General features: G+C 62.3%; 23 protein-coding genes and 1 pseudogene. 12 read left to right on the top strand and 12 right to left on the bottom strand.

All coding sequences use genetic code 11. The features are described from left to right. Positions 1–40 precede the first annotated feature (40 nt). The 3 genes from ACGYLC_RS09350 to ACGYLC_RS09360 are packed head-to-tail and all read right to left on the bottom strand — an operon-like array spanning position 41 to position 697. On the bottom strand, positions 41–295 hold the full coding sequence (locus tag ACGYLC_RS09350; protein ID WP_394422754.1) for a hypothetical protein: 255 nt from the start codon (positions 293–295) through the stop codon (positions 41–43). Beyond that, positions 292–537, bottom strand: coding sequence for a hypothetical protein (locus ACGYLC_RS09355; RefSeq protein WP_394422755.1), 246 nt, complete (start codon positions 535–537; stop codon positions 292–294). The genes ACGYLC_RS09350 and ACGYLC_RS09355 overlap by 4 nt, the downstream gene beginning before the upstream one ends. Continuing rightward, positions 530–697 carry a hypothetical protein gene (locus ACGYLC_RS09360; protein WP_209273735.1) on the bottom strand — a complete coding sequence of 56 codons (168 nt, stop codon included), beginning with the start codon at positions 695–697 and terminating at the stop codon, positions 530–532. Before ACGYLC_RS09360 ends, ACGYLC_RS09355 begins: the two co-directional genes overlap by 8 nt. A 303-nt stretch (positions 698–1000) precedes the next feature. Here ACGYLC_RS09360 and ACGYLC_RS09365 point away from each other — a divergent pair, with 303 nt between their 5' ends. The 6 genes and pseudogenes from ACGYLC_RS09365 (at position 1001) to ACGYLC_RS09390 (ending at position 6569) form a co-directional block, all read left to right on the top strand. Then, the gene (locus ACGYLC_RS09365) at positions 1001–1186 is read left to right on the top strand and encodes a plasmid mobilization protein (protein WP_394422756.1); all 186 of its coding nucleotides are present in this window, start codon (positions 1001–1003) and stop codon (positions 1184–1186) included. Between the two features lie 259 nt (positions 1187–1445). Next, a complete protein-coding gene (locus ACGYLC_RS09370; RefSeq protein ID WP_394422757.1) occupies positions 1446–1646 on the top strand; it encodes a hypothetical protein in 201 nt (66 codons plus the stop codon). 191 nt (positions 1647–1837) lie between these two features. After that, positions 1838–2032: pseudogene (locus ACGYLC_RS09375) on the top strand (helix-turn-helix domain-containing protein); the annotation flags it as partial. A 101-nt stretch (positions 2033–2133) separates the two neighbouring features. Further along, positions 2134–4254 carry an NAD-dependent DNA ligase LigA gene (gene ligA, locus ACGYLC_RS09380; RefSeq protein WP_394422758.1) on the top strand — a complete coding sequence of 707 codons (2121 nt, stop codon included), beginning with the start codon at positions 2134–2136 and terminating at the stop codon, positions 4252–4254. After that, complete coding sequence (gene recG / locus ACGYLC_RS09385; protein ID WP_394422759.1) at positions 4251–6341, top strand: ATP-dependent DNA helicase RecG; 2091 nt, start codon at positions 4251–4253, stop codon at positions 6339–6341. Before ligA ends, recG begins: the two co-directional genes overlap by 4 nt. Before the next feature lie 99 nt (positions 6342–6440). Further along, positions 6441–6569 (top strand): hypothetical protein, encoded by a 129-nt coding sequence (locus ACGYLC_RS09390; protein WP_269451604.1) that lies wholly within the window; start codon positions 6441–6443, stop codon positions 6567–6569. A 189-nt stretch (positions 6570–6758) separates the two neighbouring features. Here ACGYLC_RS09390 and ACGYLC_RS09395 read toward each other — a convergent pair whose 3' ends face one another. Further along, positions 6759–7220, bottom strand: a complete 462-nt coding sequence (locus ACGYLC_RS09395; protein ID WP_394422760.1) for an iron-sulfur cluster assembly scaffold protein — start codon at positions 7218–7220, stop codon at positions 6759–6761. Between the two features lie 75 nt (positions 7221–7295). Between ACGYLC_RS09395 and hisI the strand changes: the two genes are divergently transcribed. Further along, on the top strand, positions 7296–7655 hold the full coding sequence (gene hisI, locus ACGYLC_RS09400; protein WP_394422761.1) for a phosphoribosyl-AMP cyclohydrolase: 360 nt from the start codon (positions 7296–7298) through the stop codon (positions 7653–7655). Between the two features lie 9 nt (positions 7656–7664). On the opposite strand, the gene gluQRS is transcribed toward hisI, so the two are convergent. The 4 genes from gluQRS to ACGYLC_RS09420 all read right to left on the bottom strand — a co-directional run bounded on the left by gluQRS (position 7665) and on the right by ACGYLC_RS09420 (position 11562). After that, positions 7665–8522, bottom strand: coding sequence for a tRNA glutamyl-Q(34) synthetase GluQRS (gene gluQRS, locus ACGYLC_RS09405; RefSeq protein WP_394422762.1), 858 nt, complete (start codon positions 8520–8522; stop codon positions 7665–7667). Further along, the gene (locus tag ACGYLC_RS09410; protein ID WP_394422763.1) at positions 8519–9133 is read right to left on the bottom strand and encodes a class I SAM-dependent DNA methyltransferase; all 615 of its coding nucleotides are present in this window, start codon (positions 9131–9133) and stop codon (positions 8519–8521) included. The genes gluQRS and ACGYLC_RS09410 overlap by 4 nt, the downstream gene beginning before the upstream one ends. 53 nt (positions 9134–9186) lie before the next feature. Next, positions 9187–10527: a methylenetetrahydrofolate--tRNA-(uracil(54)-C(5))-methyltransferase (FADH(2)-oxidizing) TrmFO gene (gene trmFO, locus ACGYLC_RS09415; protein WP_394422764.1), complete on the bottom strand. Its 1341-nt coding sequence runs from the start codon at positions 10525–10527 to the stop codon at positions 9187–9189. A 249-nt stretch (positions 10528–10776) separates the two neighbouring features. Next, positions 10777–11562, bottom strand: coding sequence for an enoyl-CoA hydratase (locus tag ACGYLC_RS09420; RefSeq protein ID WP_394422765.1), 786 nt, complete (start codon positions 11560–11562; stop codon positions 10777–10779). 58 nt (positions 11563–11620) lie between these two features. Here ACGYLC_RS09420 and ACGYLC_RS09425 point away from each other — a divergent pair, with 58 nt between their 5' ends. Continuing rightward, positions 11621–12049: a PaaI family thioesterase gene (locus tag ACGYLC_RS09425; protein WP_209218884.1), complete on the top strand. Its 429-nt coding sequence runs from the start codon at positions 11621–11623 to the stop codon at positions 12047–12049. Between the two features lie 253 nt (positions 12050–12302). Here the strand turns inward: ACGYLC_RS09425 and ACGYLC_RS09430 are convergent, their stop codons facing one another. Further along, positions 12303–12533, bottom strand: coding sequence for a DUF1127 domain-containing protein (locus ACGYLC_RS09430; protein WP_394422766.1), 231 nt, complete (start codon positions 12531–12533; stop codon positions 12303–12305). Between the two features lie 110 nt (positions 12534–12643). Here ACGYLC_RS09430 and ACGYLC_RS09435 point away from each other — a divergent pair, with 110 nt between their 5' ends. The 3 genes from ACGYLC_RS09435 (at position 12644) to rpsI (ending at position 15184) form a co-directional block, all read left to right on the top strand. Continuing rightward, positions 12644–14059 (top strand): PLP-dependent aminotransferase family protein, encoded by a 1416-nt coding sequence (locus ACGYLC_RS09435; RefSeq protein WP_394422767.1) that lies wholly within the window; start codon positions 12644–12646, stop codon positions 14057–14059. 160 nt (positions 14060–14219) lie between these two features. Continuing rightward, positions 14220–14681 (top strand): 50S ribosomal protein L13, encoded by a 462-nt coding sequence (rplM, locus tag ACGYLC_RS09440; RefSeq protein ID WP_067266879.1) that lies wholly within the window; start codon positions 14220–14222, stop codon positions 14679–14681. 2 nt (positions 14682–14683) lie between these two features. Continuing rightward, on the top strand, positions 14684–15184 hold the full coding sequence (gene rpsI / locus ACGYLC_RS09445; RefSeq protein WP_067266905.1) for a 30S ribosomal protein S9: 501 nt from the start codon (positions 14684–14686) through the stop codon (positions 15182–15184). Between the two features lie 148 nt (positions 15185–15332). Here the strand turns inward: rpsI and ACGYLC_RS09450 are convergent, their stop codons facing one another. Continuing rightward, positions 15333–16022 (bottom strand): hypothetical protein, encoded by a 690-nt coding sequence (locus ACGYLC_RS09450; protein WP_394422768.1) that lies wholly within the window; start codon positions 16020–16022, stop codon positions 15333–15335. 238 nt (positions 16023–16260) lie between these two features. Between ACGYLC_RS09450 and ACGYLC_RS09455 the strand changes: the two genes are divergently transcribed. Then, positions 16261–17256, top strand: coding sequence for an LLM class flavin-dependent oxidoreductase (locus ACGYLC_RS09455; protein WP_394422769.1), 996 nt, complete (start codon positions 16261–16263; stop codon positions 17254–17256). Between the two features lie 12 nt (positions 17257–17268). Here ACGYLC_RS09455 and ACGYLC_RS09460 read toward each other — a convergent pair whose 3' ends face one another. Both ACGYLC_RS09460 and ppk2 read right to left on the bottom strand, forming a co-directional pair. Next, the gene (locus ACGYLC_RS09460) at positions 17269–17886 is read right to left on the bottom strand and encodes a TetR/AcrR family transcriptional regulator (RefSeq protein ID WP_394402105.1); all 618 of its coding nucleotides are present in this window, start codon (positions 17884–17886) and stop codon (positions 17269–17271) included. Continuing rightward, positions 17879–18748 (bottom strand): polyphosphate kinase 2, encoded by an 870-nt coding sequence (gene ppk2, locus ACGYLC_RS09465; RefSeq protein ID WP_394422770.1) that lies wholly within the window; start codon positions 18746–18748, stop codon positions 17879–17881. Before ppk2 ends, ACGYLC_RS09460 begins: the two co-directional genes overlap by 8 nt. Positions 18749–18781 lie beyond the last annotated feature (33 nt).

An 18781-nucleotide genomic window follows, 5' to 3' on the forward strand; every position in this document is an offset into this window, starting at 1 on the left:
TCATTAGGCTGTTATTGCCCGTTACAGGGGGATAGGGCTGTTAATCGCCCTCCCCAAGCGCGGCGCGGTGGTCCTCAAGGCCATGAACTTGCGCCTCGTGTTCATACCCGTATTCCTCCAGCCGCTCGGTCATTGTGGCCATCCCGTGCATGTGAAAGCGGGCGTCGGCCAGTTCGAGCGCCTTCTTTAGCGCGTCTATGCGAGCATCCTTTGCATCCATAGCAGCGTTATAATGCGCCATGCTGACGGTTTCATCTGTCGCTACTTTTATCGGTAATGCGTTTGCATTGGTCATGGGTGGCTCCTTAGCTTGGCGAGGGTGGCGCGGGCGAGATGCCTTACAGGGCTGCTTTCTAAAAAGTTGTGGTACTCGAACTTCTTGTCGATTTCCTCCAGCGCCTTCACCGCATCATCCAGCAGATCGGCGCGGACGTATGGAACTCCCCCATCATCCACGGTGCAGAATGTTCCTGCATCAAAGTCATCTGACCCAGCCTCGGCTGCAGCCCATATCCGTTCCGGTGCTGTCTCAGTCATGGGTGGCTCCATCGTCATCAATCAACAAAGTGTATGCGTCCAGTAATGGCTGGTGAAGGGCTGCAACAGCTTCCATCTGCATCAGTAGAAAGCGGCGGCGGTTCTCCCGACTGGTGATGCCATATGATTGCGCCAACACGTCTTTGACCTTCGGTATCATGTCTCTCTCCTTCTGCGCTAGGGGGTGGGGTTAGCTGGGCCAATGGCGACGAACATATGAGCATTCAGAGCGCTGACAGTCCACAACGGTCGGCATTGTGTCAGCACGGGCTTTATCAGCGGCATCAATCTGCGCGATGATGCTTGCGGCTTCGTCCTCAGATAACGCAACTCGCGACCCATCGACCAGAGTCTTATGCCCTCGTATGAACTTTCGGTCAGTCATATATCGCCTCCTTTAATATGTCCATATTAATCACATTCCCATCTTGTGCGCAAGCGATTACTAGGGCATAATCAGCACATGGAAAAAATAGTGTCCCGACCAACAAATGAATCCCTTGGCAAGCCTGCCCGCACAAAGCGGGTGCCCGTCATGATGACAGAAGATGAATATGAGCGGATCGCGGCGGCAGCGCAGGCGGCGGGGCTAGGCGTGTCAACCTTTCTCCGCATCTGCGCTCTCAACGCTAAGCCCCCCTCAACATAGGAGAGAGATATGCGAAACCACATCAAGATCGGCCCGGCAATCATCCGCATTGGCTCCAAGCATCTCGCGCCATGGGGTTTCCCCCGCCTTCGCATCTGGGGGCTGTCATTCTGGACGTGGACAAATTCGGGGCAACTGGCGCTGGCAGGTTATCACCCGCAATCGTCCATCACTTGGCTGTGGTCGCTGTGGATCGACCCTCGCCGCCCTTGGCGCTGGAACCTGCATCGTCAGGAGAGAATGCCCCGGAGGTGCAACCATGGCAGTTGAGGCAATCAACCGCGACCTTGGGCTAGTGCTGATGTGCGGCGGCTCCACCGTTCCTGTCACCAACTGGCTAGATGAATGGGGCGAGGACTGCGAAGCGGCAGAAGCTGTTTTCGCCGTGGCTGGCCCTGCATCTGATGGCCGCTGGCATACGCTGGAATTAGCCGACTTCGAGCAGGTCACAACGCAATAACCGTTTCCAATCCCCCCGCAACCCATTGAGCCACATAGCGGCAGAATGGGGGCGGTTTCCCCGTAAGTGCATGGCGGGCGCAGGTTTCGCGCAGACCTCTAGGGCGTTCCACACGCGGTATAAGATTCCGGCTTTGTTTTCGCTATGTCTTTTGAATTTCAGAAACTAAGCGATTGAATCGGCGAGACAGTGAAGTCTTTCTCAACCATCTCTATGGCGGCATGGATGAGCCTGAGTTGAAGATCATTGATGTCTTCATTTGCAAACTTCGCAAAAAGCTGAGCCAGGCCACCGGCGGGGAGAGCTATATCGAAACGGTCTGGGGCCGCGGCTATGTGCTGCGCGATCCTGACCCGGTCCCGTTGGACTTGGCCGCCAGCGCCTGATCCCCCTCGGCCCGGGCTTGAAACCATTGGCCTTGAAATCGCTAGACCTGCCCCTGATCGCCACCTATCTAAGCGACAGATGACAATATCGGGGGCAGATCGTGACATCCCAGATCGAGGTTGAAGCGCTGACCAAAGCGCAGGCAGAGACGGAATTGGCCCGGCTGGCCGAGGTGTTGAGCGCGGCCAATACCGCCTATCACACGGATGATGCACCGGAAATTTCCGATGCGAAATATGACGTGCTCAAACGCCGCAATGCCGAGATCGAAGCGCGTTTCCCGGACCTCAAGCGCGCCGATAGCCCCTCCGAACAGGTCGGCGCGCCGGTCGCCGAAGGTTTTGGAAAGATACGCCATGCGGCGCCGATGCTCTCGCTCGCCAATGCTTTCGACGCCGAGGAAGTGACCGAATTCGACGGACGAATCCGCAAATACCTCGGCCTCGGCGCCGATGCGCCGCTGGCCTATACGGCCGAGCCCAAGATCGACGGGCTGTCACTTTCTCTGCGCTACGAAAACGGCGTGCTGGTCCAAGCCGCCACCCGCGGCGATGGTGCCGTGGGCGAGAATGTCACCGCGAACGCCCGCACGATCCAAGACATCCCGCAGGAGCTCAAGAACGCGCCCGATCTGCTGGAGGTGCGCGGCGAGGTCTATATGAGCCACGCCGATTTTACGGCCCTGAACGCGCGGCAGGCCGAAAGGGGCGGCAAGACCTTTGCCAACCCACGCAACGCCGCCGCCGGATCGCTGCGCCAATTGGACCCCGAAATCACCCGCGCGCGGCCCCTGCGGTTCTTCGCCTATGCCTGGGGCGCGCTTTCGGCCCCCCTGGCCGACACCCAAAAGGCGGCCATCGACCGTTTGGCGGAACTGGGGTTTTCGACCAACCCTCTGACCGCGCTCTGCGAGGGGCCGGGCGAAATGGTCGCCCATTACGAGACGATCGAGGCGCAGCGCGCCACCCTTGGCTATGACATCGACGGCGTGGTCTACAAGGTCGATGACCTCGCCCTACAGGACCGGCTCGGTTTTCGCTCGACCACCCCGCGTTGGGCCGTGGCCCATAAATTCGCCGCCGAACTGGCATGGACCCGGCTTGAGACCATCGACATTCAGGTCGGGCGCACCGGCGCATTGTCTCCCGTGGCGCGGCTGCGGCCGGTCACGGTGGGCGGTGTCGTCGTCTCCAACGCCACGCTGCACAATGAGGATTACATCAAGGGGCTCGACAGCAAGGGGGCCGAAATTCGCGGCGGCAAGGATGTGCGCGTCGGCGACTGGGTGCAGATCTACCGCGCGGGCGATGTGATCCCGAAAGTGGCTGATGTGGACCTGTCGAAACGCCCCGAGGATGCGGCGCCTTTCGTCTTTCCGACAACCTGCCCTGAATGCGGATCGGATGCGATCCGCGAGCCGGGCGATGCGGTGCGGCGGTGCACGGGCGGGCTGATCTGTCCGGCCCAAGCCGTTGAAAAGTTGATCCATTTCGTGAGCCGCAAAGCCTTTGACATCGACGGTCTTGGGGCCAAACAGGTCGAACAGTTCTACCACGACGGCTGGATTGCGGAGCCTGCGGATATCTTCACCCTGAAAGAGCGTTACGGCAGCGGCGTGCAGCAGTTGAAAAACCGCGAAGGCTGGGGGCCGAAATCGGCTGAAAACCTGTTCCAAGCCATTGAAGATCGGCGCGAAATCCCGATGGCGCGGCTGATCTTTGCCTTGGGCATTCGCCATGTGGGCGAGGCGGCGTCGAACCTGATCGCCCTGCACTACGGCGATTGGCAGAGTTTCGAGGCCGCCATGGCCGAGGCGCGCGGGCTGGACGGCCCGGCCTGGGACGATCTGATCGGCGTCGATGGGGTGGGCAGCGTCATGGCAGGGTCGCTCGTGTCGGCCTTCGCGCAGGAGGCGGAGCGCGCCTCCATCGACCGGCTGGTGGCCCATTTGACCGTAGTCCCTGCCGAGCGGCCCGACACCGAAGGCAGCCCCGTGGCGGGCAAAACGGTCGTCTTCACTGGAACTTTGGAGAAGATGAGCCGTGCCGAGGCCAAGGCCCGGGCGGAGCGTTTGGGGGCCAAGGTTTCGGGCTCGGTCAGCGGCAAGACCGACATTCTGGTCGCCGGGCCGGGGGCCGGGTCCAAGGCCAAGAAGGCCGCGGAACTGGGGATCGAGACCTTGGATGAAGACGGCTGGCTGGCCCTGATCGACGGCCAATGAGCGGCAGACCGGAACAGCTTTTTCCGCTTTTCGCCGGGCTGGAAACGCTCGAAGGGGTGGGGCCAAAGACCGCGCAATTGCTGGGGCAATTGGGCATCGAAGCGCCGCGCGATCTGATCTTTACCCTGCCGCATTCCGGCATCGACCGCCGCCTGCGCGACAGCGTGAAGGACGCCCATCTGCCCGCGACGCTGACCGTCGCTGTGACCATTGGCGCGCATCGCCCGGCCCGCAGCAAGGGTGGCGCCTATCGCATCATGGTCGAAGACGCGCAGACCAGTTTTCAACTGGTCTATTTCCACGCGCGGGGTGATTACTGGCAGCGGCAATTGCCCGAAGGCAGCCGCCGCATCGTCTCGGGCCGGGTGGAGTTTTTCGACGGGATGGCGCAGATGGTCTACCCCGATTTCGCGGTGCCGGAGGATCAGGCCAGCAGCATTCCCGATTTTGAGCCGGTTTATCCGCTGACCTCCGGGCTGACGCAGAAACTGATGTACAAGGCCACCCGCGGTGCGTTGAAACGGCTGCCGGTGGTGGCCGAATGGACCGATCCGGGGCAGGTGGCGCAGGCCGGCTGGCCCGATTTCGCCGCCGCTGCAGAGGCCGCCCACGATCCGCAGAAGGCCGAAGACCTGACCGCCACCGCGCCCGCGCGCGAGCGGTTGGCCTATGATGAGCTTTTCGCCCATCAGGTCACATTGGCATTGGCGCGACAGAATGAGCGGCGCAAAATGGGGCGGGCGAACCGGGGCGACGGGCGGCTGCAGCAAAAGGTGCTGTCGTCCTTGCCTTACCGCCCCACCGGCGCGCAGCAGCGCGCGATTGAAGAGATCACCGCCGACATGGGCCGCGAGACGCGGATGAACCGCCTGTTGCAGGGCGATGTGGGGGCGGGCAAGACGCTCGTGGCCTTCATGGCGCTCTTGCGCGCAGTTGAGGCGGGGGGACAAGCGGTGCTGATGGCGCCGACGGAAATCCTTGCCCGTCAGCACCTTATGGGGCTGCAACCGCTGGCGGAACAGGCGGGCGTTGTGCTGGAACTGCTCACCGGGCGCGACAAGGGGGGCGAGCGTCGGGCCAAGCTCGCGGCGCTGGAACGCGGCGATATCCAGATCCTCGTCGGCACCCATGCGGTCTTTCAGGTCGATGTCAGCTTTGCCGATCTGCGCCTTGCCGTGGTTGACGAACAGCACCGTTTCGGCGTGCGGCAGCGGCTGGAACTGGGCCGCAAGGGGAAGCTCGCCGATGTTTTGGTGATGACCGCCACGCCGATCCCGCGCAGTCTGGCGCTGGCGCAATACGGCGATATGGATGTGTCGATCCTCGACGAAAAGCCCCCCGGGCGGCAGCCCATTCGCACCGCGCTCGTCTCGACCTCACGGATGGATGAGGTCATCGATCGGATGCGCCATGCGATCGGCGAAGGGCGGCAGTGCTACTGGGTGTGTCCGCTGGTGGAGGAAAGCGAGGTCAGCGATCTTACGGCGGCGGAAGACCGGTTCAAACGTCTGCGTGCCGCTCTGGGCGAGGGCGTTGTCGGGCTGGTCCACGGCCAGATGCCGCCCGCCGAGAAGGACGCCGCCATGCGCGCTTTCCAAACGGGGGAGACCAAGGTGCTGGTCGCCACCACGGTGATCGAAGTCGGCGTTGACGTGCCCAATGCGACGATCATGGTGGTGGAGCGGGCCGAGATTTTCGGTCTCGCGCAGCTACACCAGTTGCGGGGTCGGGTCGGTCGCGGCTCAGGCGCCTCGACCTGCCTTTTGATGTATCAAGCGCCACTGAGCGAGACGGGCCGCCAGCGGCTTGAGGTGCTGCGCGAATCCGAGGACGGGTTTGTCATCGCCGAAACCGACCTGCAGATGCGCGGTACGGGGGATTTGATCGGCACCGCGCAGTCCGGCGTGCCGCGTTTCCGCGTGGCGGACCTAGAGCGTCAGGCGGGCCTGATGGCGGTGGCGCAATCGGATGCCCGTAAGCTTTTGGTCGATGACCCCCGCCTCGAAGGGCCGCGTGGCAAGGCCGTGAGGGTGCTTTTGTGGCTCATGCGGCAGGACGAGGCGATCCGTTTGATAACAGTGGGTTAGCGCATATAGACTCTTTATGTTCGCGGATGTTCTCAAAAAGTTCTTTACTTGCGGGCGAAGAAGTGAGAACAAAGAGGCAACACAGATAAGGAGGTACTGATGATGACTTACACTGCCCTGAAATCTATCGCCGTCAGGTCACAGGCCACGTTGTTGCAAGATGCAGCAGGGGCCGCCGCTTTGATCGTGATGTTGGTGGTGGGTCTGCATCTGCCCGCCTTTATCTGAGTTCTGCCAAGGCTCTCATGCCGCTTTGCCACTGCATCCGTCCCAATTTGATGCGCCGACTTGCCTGTCCGCGTCGGGTTTCGGCAAAGCGGGACCCACATGAGGCACGCCGACTGACGCCGCCATCCTTCGCGGGATGTGCGGCGTTTTTTTGGCTTTCAGGGGGAGCCTTGCAGAGACTGGCGGCGCTCAGCGTTCGCCCGCGTCCGCTGGTGCCTCGGCCTCTTGCATCGCCTCCGTCAAGGCTTCGATGCTAAGCATGATAGAGGCATGGCGGTTTTTATAGGCCGTGGCGGGGCTCAGCACTTCGAAACCGTCAAAGGGGGCATCCGGCACCGGGCCTTCGCCTTTGAGCATGGCGCGCAGTTGATCGCGGGCGGTTGCGATCTGCGCAAGCGACCTGCCGGGGGCGGCATCGCCCACCACGGCGGCGGCGGCCTGCCCCAAGGCGCAGGCTTTCACGTCCTGCTTCATCTCGGCCAGATGCCCATCCTCAACCCGCACATCGACTGTCACGGTTGAGCCACAAAGCGGAGAGCGGCGCTTCACGCTGGCCTGCGGCGCTTCCATTCGGCCCAAGTGGGGGATCTCGGCCGCGAGTGCGAGAATGCGTGCGGAGTAGAGCTTGATGAGGTCCGTCTCATCCGACATGGGCTGTTCCTTTTCGTGCTGAAACCCTACATAAGCGCCGCAGAGACAGATGCAAATATTTCGACGAGGTGCCCGATGACGTTTGATCCTGCAAGCCTTCAGTTCAACGAAGCGGGTCTGATCCCGGCCATCGCGCAGGACGCCGAGACCCACGAGGTGCTGATGCTCGCGTGGATGAGTGCCGAGAGCATCGCGCGCAGCCTTGAGAGCGGCAAGGTCACCTATTGGAGTCGCTCGCGGCAAGCGTTTTGGGTCAAGGGCGAAACCAGCGGTAATGTGCAAAAGCTGGTCGAGATGCGGGTCGACTGTGACCGGGATTGTCTATTGGTGATGGTCAATCAGACCGGGCCGGCCTGTCACACCGGGCGGCGAAGCTGTTTCTACACCGGCATTCAAGACGGTGAAGAAGTCGAACTGATGAAGCCAATGGATTAAGACCGCGCGCTAAAGCCCGATGATTTCACGAATTTCGTCGGGCGTGGCGCCGTTCTTGCGATAGAGCGCGATGGCGCGGGCGTCATCGCGTTTGGCCAGTCGTTTGCCGCTGTCATCGCGGATCAGGCGGTGATGATGATACAGCGGCGTGGGCAAGTCCAGCAGCGCCTGTAGCACCACATGAATGTAGGTCGCCTCGAACAGATCGGCTCCGCGTGGGATCAGCGACACCCCCTGCGCGGCATCGTCGAGCACGACGGAGAGGTGATAGGACGTGCCCATGTCGCGGCGGGCCAAGACCACATCCCCGACCGTGTCGATCAACTGGTCGGGCGAGAGGGTGATCTTTCCGGTTTCGGCATTCGGCCCCTGGCCGTTTTCGGTGAAGCTCAGCTTGGTCATGCCGAGTGTTTCCAGTGCCTTACGCATATCGAGGCGCAGCGCGCCTCTGCCTTTGGGGTGGCCTGCCGTGCGGCAGGTGCCGGGGTAGATGAGGCCATCGGGGCCATAGACGGGTTCAGCTCCCTCTTGCGGCGCGCTGATGGCGGCGGCGATGTCGCGGCGGTTGCAGGTGCAGGCATAGAGCAGGCCGCGCGACCAGAGGGCGTCTAATGCGGCTTGATAGGCCGCCATTCGATCCGATTGCCGCAGCACAGGTTGCGGCCAGTCGATGCCGAGCCATGCGAGGTCTTCGTAGATCTGCGCCTCCCAATGAGCGCGCGCGCGGGATTGGTCGATGTCTTCGATCCGCAGCAGAAAATCGCCGCCTGCCGCCTGTGCCAGATCATGGGCCAAAAGCGCGGAATAGGCGTGGCCGAGGTGCAGCGGCCCGGTTGGGGATGGCGCGAATCTGGTGGTAAGTGTCAATTCTTTTCAATCAGATATACGGTAGACTTCATGTCGATCCCGGGCAGGTGCGGCCCTTCCTCGGCAAAGAGGAGGATTGCCGCGCCGCAATCGGTCCATTCGTGGATCATGCCCAAAGCGCCGCGATCTTCCAGTGCCTTTTCGTTGAGTGAAAATAGTAACTTACCGCCCTTTGCTAATCCATGCATCAGCGTATCGAAAAGGGTGATCGGGGCCGCACCGGGGCCGATCACGCCGATGGCGCTGATCGCGGCATAAGCGCCGGGCGCGAAGGGGAGTGGCGCGTCAACGTCGAGTTCTAACAGGTTGCGGTATATGCTTTTTCTGCGCGCTTCCGCCAGCATGGCGGCGGATACATCGCCGCCGTCAATGGTGGTGAAGCCCGCCTGTTTCAGCGCCGCGCCGGACAGCCCGGTGCCGCAGCCGATGTCGAAGATCGGCAGGTCTTTGTCGTCGAGAAATTCGGCGAGCGTGGCAGCGGCGCGGTCGGGCGTGGCGTAGCCCTGCGCCTTGATGTCCTCGTCATAGCTGCGCGCCCATTCGTCATAGAGGCTGCGGATCACCTTCGTGTCCCGCGCCGCGTAGGCCTTGTCAAAGAAATGCTGTGTCATCCCCCTAGGATATGGGGGATGGGCGCGAGGATCCAGCGTTAACCCCGGTCGCGTTAACCTTGATCAAGCCATGCCTGCCAATCGGCCTTTGCGCGATCGGTATAGGCTTTGTAGCGGTCCTTGCGGCCCCGGCGGCCCGATTTCAGCCCTTCGACCGGGGGGAAAAGGCCGAAGTTCACGTTCATCGGCTGGAAGGTCTTTGCCTCCGCGCCGCCGGTGATATGGGTGATCAGCGCGCCCATTGCGGTGCTGTCGGGCGGGGTGGGCAGGCTGCCGCCTTTGATTTCGGCGGCGGCCATGCGGCCCGCCAGCAGGCCCATGGCGGCGCTTTCGACATAGCCTTCGACACCGGTGATCTGACCCGCAAAGCGGATATTGTCGCGGCTGCGCAGGCGCATCTGGTCGTCAAGCAGTGTCGGCGAGTTGATGAAGGAGTTCCGGTGGATGCCGCCCAAGCGGGCGAAGCGTGCATTTTCGAGCCCCGGAATGCGTTTGAAAACATTCGTTTGCGCGCCGTACTTCATCTTGGTCTGGAAGCCGACGATATTGTAAAGCGTGCCCAGTTTGTTGTCGCGGCGCAGTTGCACGACGGCATGGGCCTTGACCTCGGGCTGGTGCGGATTGGTCAGCCCCACGGGTTTCATCGGGCCATGGCGCAGGGTTTCGCGGCCCCGTTCGGCCATGACTTCGATGGGCAGGCAGCCGTCGAAATAGCCTGCGGTTTCGCCCTCGCGGAACTCGGTTTTATCGGCGGCCAGAAGCGCGTCGATGAAATCGTCGTATTGCTCTTTGTCCATCGGGCAGTTGAGGTAAGCGGTGCGCTCTTCCTCGGTCTCGCCCTTGTCATAGCGCGACTGCATCCAGGCTTTGGACATGTCGATGCTGTCGAAATAGACGATGGGTGCGATGGCGTCGAAAAAGGCCAGCGCCTCGGCGCCGGTTTCGGCCGCGATGGCTTCGGCGAGCTTGCCAGAGGTCAGCGGACCGGTGGCGATGATCCATTTGCCATCGCGCGGCAGTTCGGTGATCTCGCCATATTCCACGGTGATATTGGGGTGGGCGAGCAGCGTGTCGGTGACGCTCTGCGCGAAGGGGTCGCGGTCTACCGCCAATGCGCCGCCTGCGGGCAGGCGGTTCTTGTCGGCGCAGGCCATGATCAGCCCATCGGCGGCGCGCATTTCCCAATGCAGCAGGCCCACGGCGTTCTGTTCGTCATCATCCGAGCGGAAGGAGTTGGAGCAGACCATCTCGCCCAGAAGCCCGGTTTGGTGGGCGAAGGTTTCGACCTTGGGGCGCATTTCGTGGATCACGACCTTCACGCCCGCGTTCGCCGCTTGCCAAGCCGCCTCTGATCCGGCCATGCCGCCGCCGATGATGTGCAATGTATCTGTCATGGGGGCGATGTAGGGCAGGGCAGCGTCGCACGCAACAGGCAAGAGGGCGCGATGAGGCTGCGGGAGAGGAATGGTTTTGGGGTCGCCGCTGCGGGAATGGTCGGTCAGTGAGAGGCTGACCCGGAGGGACCTTCCGCCCGCGGCGACCCAAAATCATCAGGGTTTCTAAGCCCTAACATAACCATGCCGTGATTTTGCCAGATTTGCCAGCCCCAGCGTGGCAACAAAGCCTAACGGTTTTGGAAACAATCATTGGGGCCAATCGGGGCGGCGTTTTTCCAAGAAGGCGTCGATGCCTTCGCGCGTTTCGGCCTCAAGCATGTTGCGGACCATGACCTCGCCCGTAAAGGCGTAGGCCTGTTCGCTGGGCATCTGCATCTGTTGGTAGAAGGCACCTTTGCCATGGGCGACGGCGGTGCCGAGTTTGGCGGCGATCTTCTCGGCCAGCGCCTCGGTCTCTTGGGCCAGTTGGTTGCCCGGTACGGCGCGGTTGATCAGGCCCAGTTCAGCGGCGCGGGGGGCGGAGATGAACTCTCCGGAAGCGAGCATCTCGAACGCCTGTTTGCCCGGAATGCTGCGGGTCAGGGCGACCATGGGGGTCGAGCAAAAGAGGCCGATGTTCACGCCGTTGACCCCAAAGCGGCAGTCATCCGTGGCAATGGCCAGATCGCAGGTGGCGACAAGCTGGCAGCCCGCGGCGGTGGCGATGCCGTGTACTTGGGCGATGACCGGTTGCGGCAGGCTTTGGATGCGGGCCATCAGGGCGGCGCAGCGGTCGAAAAGGTCTTTGAAGGCGGCGGCTCCGCCGTCTTCGGCTTGGCGCATGGCGGTCATCTGGCGCAGATCGTGCCCTGCGCAGAAGGCTTTGCCTGCGCCCGACAGGATGATGACCCGCGTGGTGCGGTCTTGGGCCAATTGGTCGAAACGCGCGTGCAGGGCGGCCAGCATTTCATCCGACAGCGCGTTCAGCCGCTCGGGGGCGTTCATGCGCAGGTGGGTCACCGGCCCGCGTGCCGTAACGTCAAGAATTGCCACCTTGCCCTCCCCGGTTGATCACGCCAACGTTACGCCGAGGACAGCAGGGAGGACAAGTATGGCCGTGGTGATGGATGCGGAGGCGTTGGAGGCCTTCATGCGGGAGGTGTTCGATCAGGTGGCGGATGATTTCGCCGTGGATCATGTGGCCGAGAACGAGATCACCATGCGTCTGTTGACCAGCCGTCGCCACCTGCGCCCCGGAGGCACCGTTTCGGGGCCGTCGATGTTCGCGCTTGCGGATGTCTCGGCCTATCTGGTGACGCTGGCGATGATCGGCCCCAAGGCGTTGGCGGTGACGACGAATTGCTCGATAGATTTCATGCGCAAACCGTTGGCGGATGTGCCGCTGGTGGCTCATGCCAAGCTGCTGAAGCTGGGGCGGCAGCTGTCGGTGACGGATGTGTTGATCTATTCCGAAGGGTCGGACAAGCCGGTGGCGCGGGCCGGGCTGACCTATGCGATTCCGCCTGCGTCAATGGGGTGAGGGGCTGAGTTTAGGGCCAGCGCCTGACCGTGGGGTGGCGATTGCGACGCCGGTCCATGCCACTTTAGGGCGCAGCCGTGATGCGCCTTATCGCAGAAGCGCCCAGCCTCACCAAATCGCCAGCCCGCCGGGACGGGCAGGCGATGGCCCGGTGCCTGCTGCTTGATTCCGGGCCGAGGAATTCTCAGAGGCCACAAAAAAGGGCCGGGAAAACCCGGCCCGAGGAAGAGGTCTGGCAGCCGCCACAGGGAAGCTACGCCTGCCAGAACACGCGGGAAGCCTCGGCTGAGGCTTGTTCCGGTGTAAGTCCCGCATCTTCAAGCTCCCAAGGTTCGAGCGCGGCAAGCGCGATCCGGGTACGTCGGCGGGCCGCCCATGTGGTCACGACCGCCGCAAAGCGCAGCGCAATCACCGCAGGGACCGGCAGGGCGCGGTATGTCATCAATGTCATTGCATCAGCGGTAAGGGGGCGTGCCCGTGTCATGGGGGAACTCCTTGAAATTGTATTGACGAAATTGTATTGACACAAAGTGTAGATTATCTACAGGTGCAACGGTACAAAGCGCGATACAATTTGACCACAGGAATATTGTAATGGGTACAATTTGGCAGCCGACGCTGGCCGAGGGGCAGGGGCCGAAGTACAAGCTCGTCGCGCTGACCATCCGGCAGGGGATCAACTCAGGCGCTCTGGCGGTGGGGGATAAGCTGCCGCCGGTGCGAGAGCTGGCGTGGCAATTGGGGATCACTCCCGGCACCGTGGCGCGGGCCTATACCATCCTCACCGATGAGGGTCTGTTGGAGGCCGAGGTGGGCCGTGGCACCTTTGTCGCCCCGCCGCAGGCGGCCATTCGTGAGGATGTCTGGAACCGCGAACAGGACAGCTGGATCAAGGAGTTGGAGGTCGCCGACACCGATGCGGTCAGCCTCTTTAGTCCGCGGCTGCCGGACATGGGGCAGGTGGCGCTGATCCGCAGCGCCCTGCGGCAGGTGGCGGATGTGCCGGGCGAAGACCTGATGAATTATCCCACCCGTGACGCCTATGCCCCGGTGCGGCAGGCGGTGGTCGACTGGCTGTCGCATCTCGCGCTCGGGCCGTTGAACGAACGAGACGTCGTGCTTTCGCACGGCGGGCAGAGTGGGATTGTATTGGTACTGCAAGCGATCCTCTCCGGCCCAAAGCCGGTGATGCTGGTTGAAGACCTCTCCTACGCCGGGTTTCGCCGCGCGGCGGAGGTGCTGCGCGCCGAGGTGGTCGGCGTGGCAATGGATGCAGACGGCGTTCTGCCTGAGGCGCTGGACAAGGCCGCGCGCGACAGCGGGGCGCAGGTCTTTTGCACAACGCCAGAGGTGCATAACCCCACCGGCAGCCACACCAGCCTTGAGCGGCGGCGCGCGCTGTTAAAAGTCGCCAAACGGCATGGGTTGGAGATCCTGGAGGATGATTGCTACCGCATGGGGCTCGCCCGCGCGCCGAGCTATCGCTCGCTCTGGCCGGAACATGTCTGGCATGTCTCTTCGATCTCAAAGGAATTGACGCCCGCCCTGCGCGTCGGCTTTGCGCTGGCCCCGGCGGGGCGCTCGGCGGATCTGCGGCGGGTGGCGGAATACGGGTATTTCGGCCTTGCCCGGCCCTTGGCCGAGGCGACGCGGATCCTCCTGACCGACCCGCGGCTCAAGGCGATCTGCGCGGATATTCGCGAAAGACTGGCGGAATATGTCGAAGTGGCGGTGAACCATCTGGGCGGCCACGATTTGGAATGGTCGCGCGATGTGCCCTTCCTCTGGCTGCAACTGCCGCCGGGGTGGCGGGCCGCCGGGTTCTGCCGCGCAGCAGAGGCGCAGGGCGTGCAGATCCGCTCGGCCGATGAATTCGCCCTGCGCGATGGCCGCGCGCCTCATGCGGTGCGCATCGCGGTGAACGCCCATGTCTCCCTGCGCTCTTTCGAGGCGGCGATGCAGCGGCTGCGCTGCCTTCTGGACAATCCACCGGAGCAGATCAGCGTATAGAAATATGGGGTATTATTATACCTAAATCACAACGCATTGTTTTGGCTTGAAAAATCACAGTTTACGACGCTTGACCCGGCGATGCAGGTGTTTATAACGCCTCCATCAGACACCGGGCGGGGAATCCTCGTTCCGACCAACCTCAAACGGGAATTCATCCATGAAAACCTTTTCTGCGACACCGGCAGATATCGACAAGAAATGGATCATCATCGACGCCGAAGGCGTCGTGCTGGGCCGTCTCGCCTCGATCGTTGCCATGCGCCTGCGCGGCAAGCACAAGCCGTCCTTCACGCCGCATATGGATTGCGGCGACAACGTGATCGTCATCAACGCCGACAAGGTGCAGATGACCGGCAAGAAGCGCGAAGAGCACTTCTACTGGCACACCGGCCACCCCGGTGGCATCAAATCGCGCACCAAGGCACAGATCCTCGAAGGCGCGCATCCTGAGCGTGTTGTGACCCAAGCGGTCAAGCGCATGCTGCCCGGCAATCGCCTGAGCCGCCAGATCATGACCAACCTGCGCGTCTATGCAGGTAGCGAACACCCCCATGAGGCGCAGAGCCCCGAAGTTCTGGATGTCAAATCCTTGAACAAGAAAAACACGCGGAGTGCATGAGCATGGCTGACGAAATCAAATCCCTCGACGGTCTGGAAGCAGCCGTGACCGACAACATCGGCGGCGTGCAGGGCACCGAGACCGAAGTGACCCCCCGTGAGCCGGTTCGTGACGAACTGGGCCGCGCCTATGCCACCGGCAAGCGTAAAGACGCAGTCGCCCGCGTTTGGATCAAGCCGGGCTCCGGCAAGGTCATCGTGAACGGCAAGCCGCAGAACGAATACTTCGCGCGCCCCGTGCAGCAGCTGATCCTCGCCCAGCCTTTCGGCATCACCAACACCGAAGGCCAGTTCGACGTGATCGCGACTGTCAAAGGCGGCGGTCTGTCCGGTCAAGCGGGCGCGGTCAAGCACGGCATCTCCAAAGCCCTGCAACTCTACGATCCCTCCCTGCGCGGTGCGCTGAAAGCGGCAGGCTTCCTGACCCGCGACAGCCGTGTCGTCGAGCGTAAGAAATACGGTAAGGCCAAAGCGCGCCGGAGCTTCCAGTTCTCCAAGCGTTAAGCTTACCGGTCATATTCTGCGAAAGGGCTGCCCTCCGGGGTGGCCCTTTTTCGTTGCGGTGGGCAGGGTCGGCCGCGGCACATGAAAAAGGCCGCCGCGGTCTCCCGCAGCGGCCTTAGGGTCGGATCGCTTCTGATCCTAAAGCGGCTCAGCCGCCGATTTCGTAGCTTACGGTGAAGCCCAACACGCCGTCGCCATCGTTGGTGTCTTCGTAGAGCGCTTCGAAGGAGACGCCATCGCCGAAGTCATAAACGGCACCGGCTTCGGCATAGATGTTGTCGTCGCGGTCGCTGTTGCCGATGAGGCCAACGGCGGTCCAACGCTCGGACAGGGGCGCTTCAAACGCGACTTCCTGATCGCTTTCGCCAGTGTCGGGGTCGATGATCACGGCGAATGCGCCCGAGGCGTCACGCCCGATGGGGAAGCCCAGCGTCGCTGTGATCTCTTCGCTGTGATCTTTGGAATCGTTCAGCCAGATGTAGCCATAGGTCAGATCCCAGCTGAGATCCTGACCGAATTCCGCGCCGTAGCCGAGGTTCGCTTCGAATTCGACGTCATCGGTGGGGTCTTGGTAAAGCGATGTTGCGCTCAGCCCGGTGTGGAAGCCGCCGTAGGTCAACTCGACGAAGCCTTCGACTTCGTTTTCGAGGTGATCGAAGTCATCCGACGTGTTGAACCGTGTCGCGGCAGAGACGCCAGCGGTCCAGCCAAGCATGGAGGTCATGCTGCGGTCTTCGATGACCGGGTCGAAACCGGTGGTGACGTTTTCCTGCGCATAGGCAGCAGAAGAGAGCAGCCCGGCGGTAAGGCCGAACCCGATAAGATGTTTGATATTCATGGCATTTGCCTAGTTTTGGACCGTGGCTTGTCTGCGACTGGCGAGGTCAGGTTGTGAAGGCTTCTGGGATAGGGCGCCCACCGGGGGGCGGCAAGACCGGATTGCGCATATCTGGCATGCGTTAGAACATAACATTGTGATCAATGGAAATTTCGCCCAAGCCGTTGGTTTTTCTGGGGCGACGTGGTTCCGGGCGGGGCTGTGCCTGCCTATATCGGTCCCAACACAGGAGACAGTCATGCAGTATTCAGTTCTCGACCTTGCGCCCGTGCCCGAAGGGTCGGACACCCCCACCGCCATCGCCAATTCCGTTGCTTTGGCACAACTGGCCGAGGCCAAGGGCTATCACCGGTTTTGGATGGCGGAGCATCACAACATGCCCGGCATCGCTTCGGCGGCGACCTCGGTTCTGCTGGGGCATGTGGCGGATCACACGAAAGAGATTCGCGTCGGCGCGGGCGGGGTGATGCTGCCCAACCATGCGCCCTTGGCCATTGCCGAACAGTTCGGCACGCTGGCGGCGATTCATGGCGACCGGATCGATCTGGGGCTGGGCCGCGCGCCGGGCGGAGATCAGGCGGTGATGCGCGCGATGCGCCGGGGCATGAGCGCGGGCGACCAGTTTCCCGATGACGTGGCCGAGTTGATGGCCTATCTGGGCGCCCCCGATCCCCGCGCGCCGGTCCGCGCCCATCCGGGTGAGGGGACGCATGTGCCGATCTGGATCCTCGGTTCTTCGCTCTATGGCGCGCAACTGGCAGCGCATTTCGGGCTGCCCTATGCCTTTGCCTCGCATTTCGCGCCGGATGCGTTGGAAGAGGCCACGGCGATCTACCGCCGGGATTTCAAACCGTCCGAAGCCTGCCCGAAGCCGCGCTTTATGCTGGCGGTGAACGTCTTTGCCGCCGACACGGATGAGGAGGGCGCTTACCTGCGGACCACCATGCAGCAGGCATTCGCCCGTCTGCGCACAGGCCGCCCCGGCAAGCTGCCGGCCCCGGTGCGTGACATCGACGCCGAGATCGGCGCGGGCCTGCGCCAAGGGGTCGACCACGCGCTGCGAATCTCTACCGTGGGCAGCCCTGAGACGGTGAAACGCCAGCTTGAGACGCTGATCGCGCAGCATCGCCCCGATGAGTTGATCCTGACCGGGCAGATCCACGATCACAGCGCAAGGCTGCGCTCGTTCGAGATTGCGGCGGATGTTTTGCAGGAGATGAAAGTGGCGGCCTAAGGGCCGCCGCCCTCATTCGTCAGGGCTGACCAAGCCCAGCCCGCGCAGGTAAATCCCGATCCCGGTTTCCAAAAGGTCATCGGGCGGGAAAGGTGAGGCGCGCCCGGGCGAGTTTCGGGCAAACAGTTCGACCACGCCGTGGCTCATCGCCCAGATATGGGCCGAGAACATCGAGGCGGGCGGGCGTTTGTCCGCCGGGATATGCTGGCTGAGGTCGGTTGCCGCGCGTTCCAGCACCGCATTGGCGCGGTTGGCGGCATGGGCCAGTTCCGGCGTGCGGTTGACCGAGATGCCGGATTCGAACATTGCGATGTAATGACCGGGATGTTTGCGGGCAAAGGCGAGATAGGCGCGGCCCGTCGCCTCAAAGGCTTTAAGCGCCGAGGGCTGGCCGGATTGATAGGCAAATTCCATCAAATCGGCAAAGATATCATAGCCTTGATGCGCGGCCTCGGCGATCAGGTCTTCGCGGCCCTCGAAATGGCGATAGACCGCCGCCGGGGTGACACCCGCGCTTTTGGCCGCCTCGGAGAGTGTGAACCCCGTGGGGCCGCGCTGCTCGATCAACTCGAGCGCCGCGTCGATCAGCGCTTGGCGCAGGTTGCCGTGATGGTAGCCGCGCTTAGGCATCCCAGATGTCCGGCCCGCCGCAGATCTCATCGTCGATCTTGCCGATCGCTTTGGTGTCTTTCTGAGGATAGTCGAAACGGTGGAGCAGGTGGCGCATGGCCGCGAGACGGGCGCGGCGTTTGTCGTCTGAGCGGATCACCGTCCAAGGGGTTTCATCCGTATGGCTGCGCGTCAGCGTCTCGGCGATGGCGGCGGAATACTCCTCCCATTGCGCGAGCCCTTTGACGTCGATGGGGCTGAGTTTCCACTGTTTCAGCGGATCGGATTCGCGCGACAACATGCGGCGCAGCTGCTCGGCCCGGCCCACGTTGAGCCAGAACTTAATCAGGTGAATACCGTCTTCGACGAGCATTTGTTCGAACGGGGTGACCTGTTCAAAGAAATGCGCGCGCTGTTCGGGGGTGCAGAAGTCAAAGACCTTTTCCACCACCCCGCGATTGTACCAAGAGCGATCATAGAAAACCATCTCGCCCGCCGTGGGCAGGTGTTTGATATAGCGCTGAAAATACCACTCGCTCTGCTCGGTCTCGGTGGGTTTCGACAGGGCCACCACCCGCGCGGAACGCGGGCTGAGGTTCTCGCGCATACGGCGGATCGTGCCGCCTTTGCCAGCGGCGTCGCGCCCCTCGAAAACCATGACGACGCGCTGCCCGGTTTCGCGCACCCATGATTGCAGTTTGACCATTTCGATCTGAAGCCGCTCGTAGTCACGCTCATAGGTCTTGCGCGACAGACGTTCGTCATGCGGGTAACTGGGCGACAGGATATCGTCCTTATCGGCCTGTTGGATCGCTCGGCGTATGTCCTCGGGGGCGTCGTTCTCGTAAAAGGCGCTGATCGCGCCGTCAAAGGGCAGGTCCATGGGCGCTCCTTGCGGGTTGTTCTTGTTTCAATA

The sequence above is a fragment of the Sulfitobacter sp. 1A12157 genome (assembly GCF_043557345.1).
Lineage (GTDB): Bacteria > Pseudomonadota > Alphaproteobacteria > Rhodobacterales > Rhodobacteraceae > Sulfitobacter.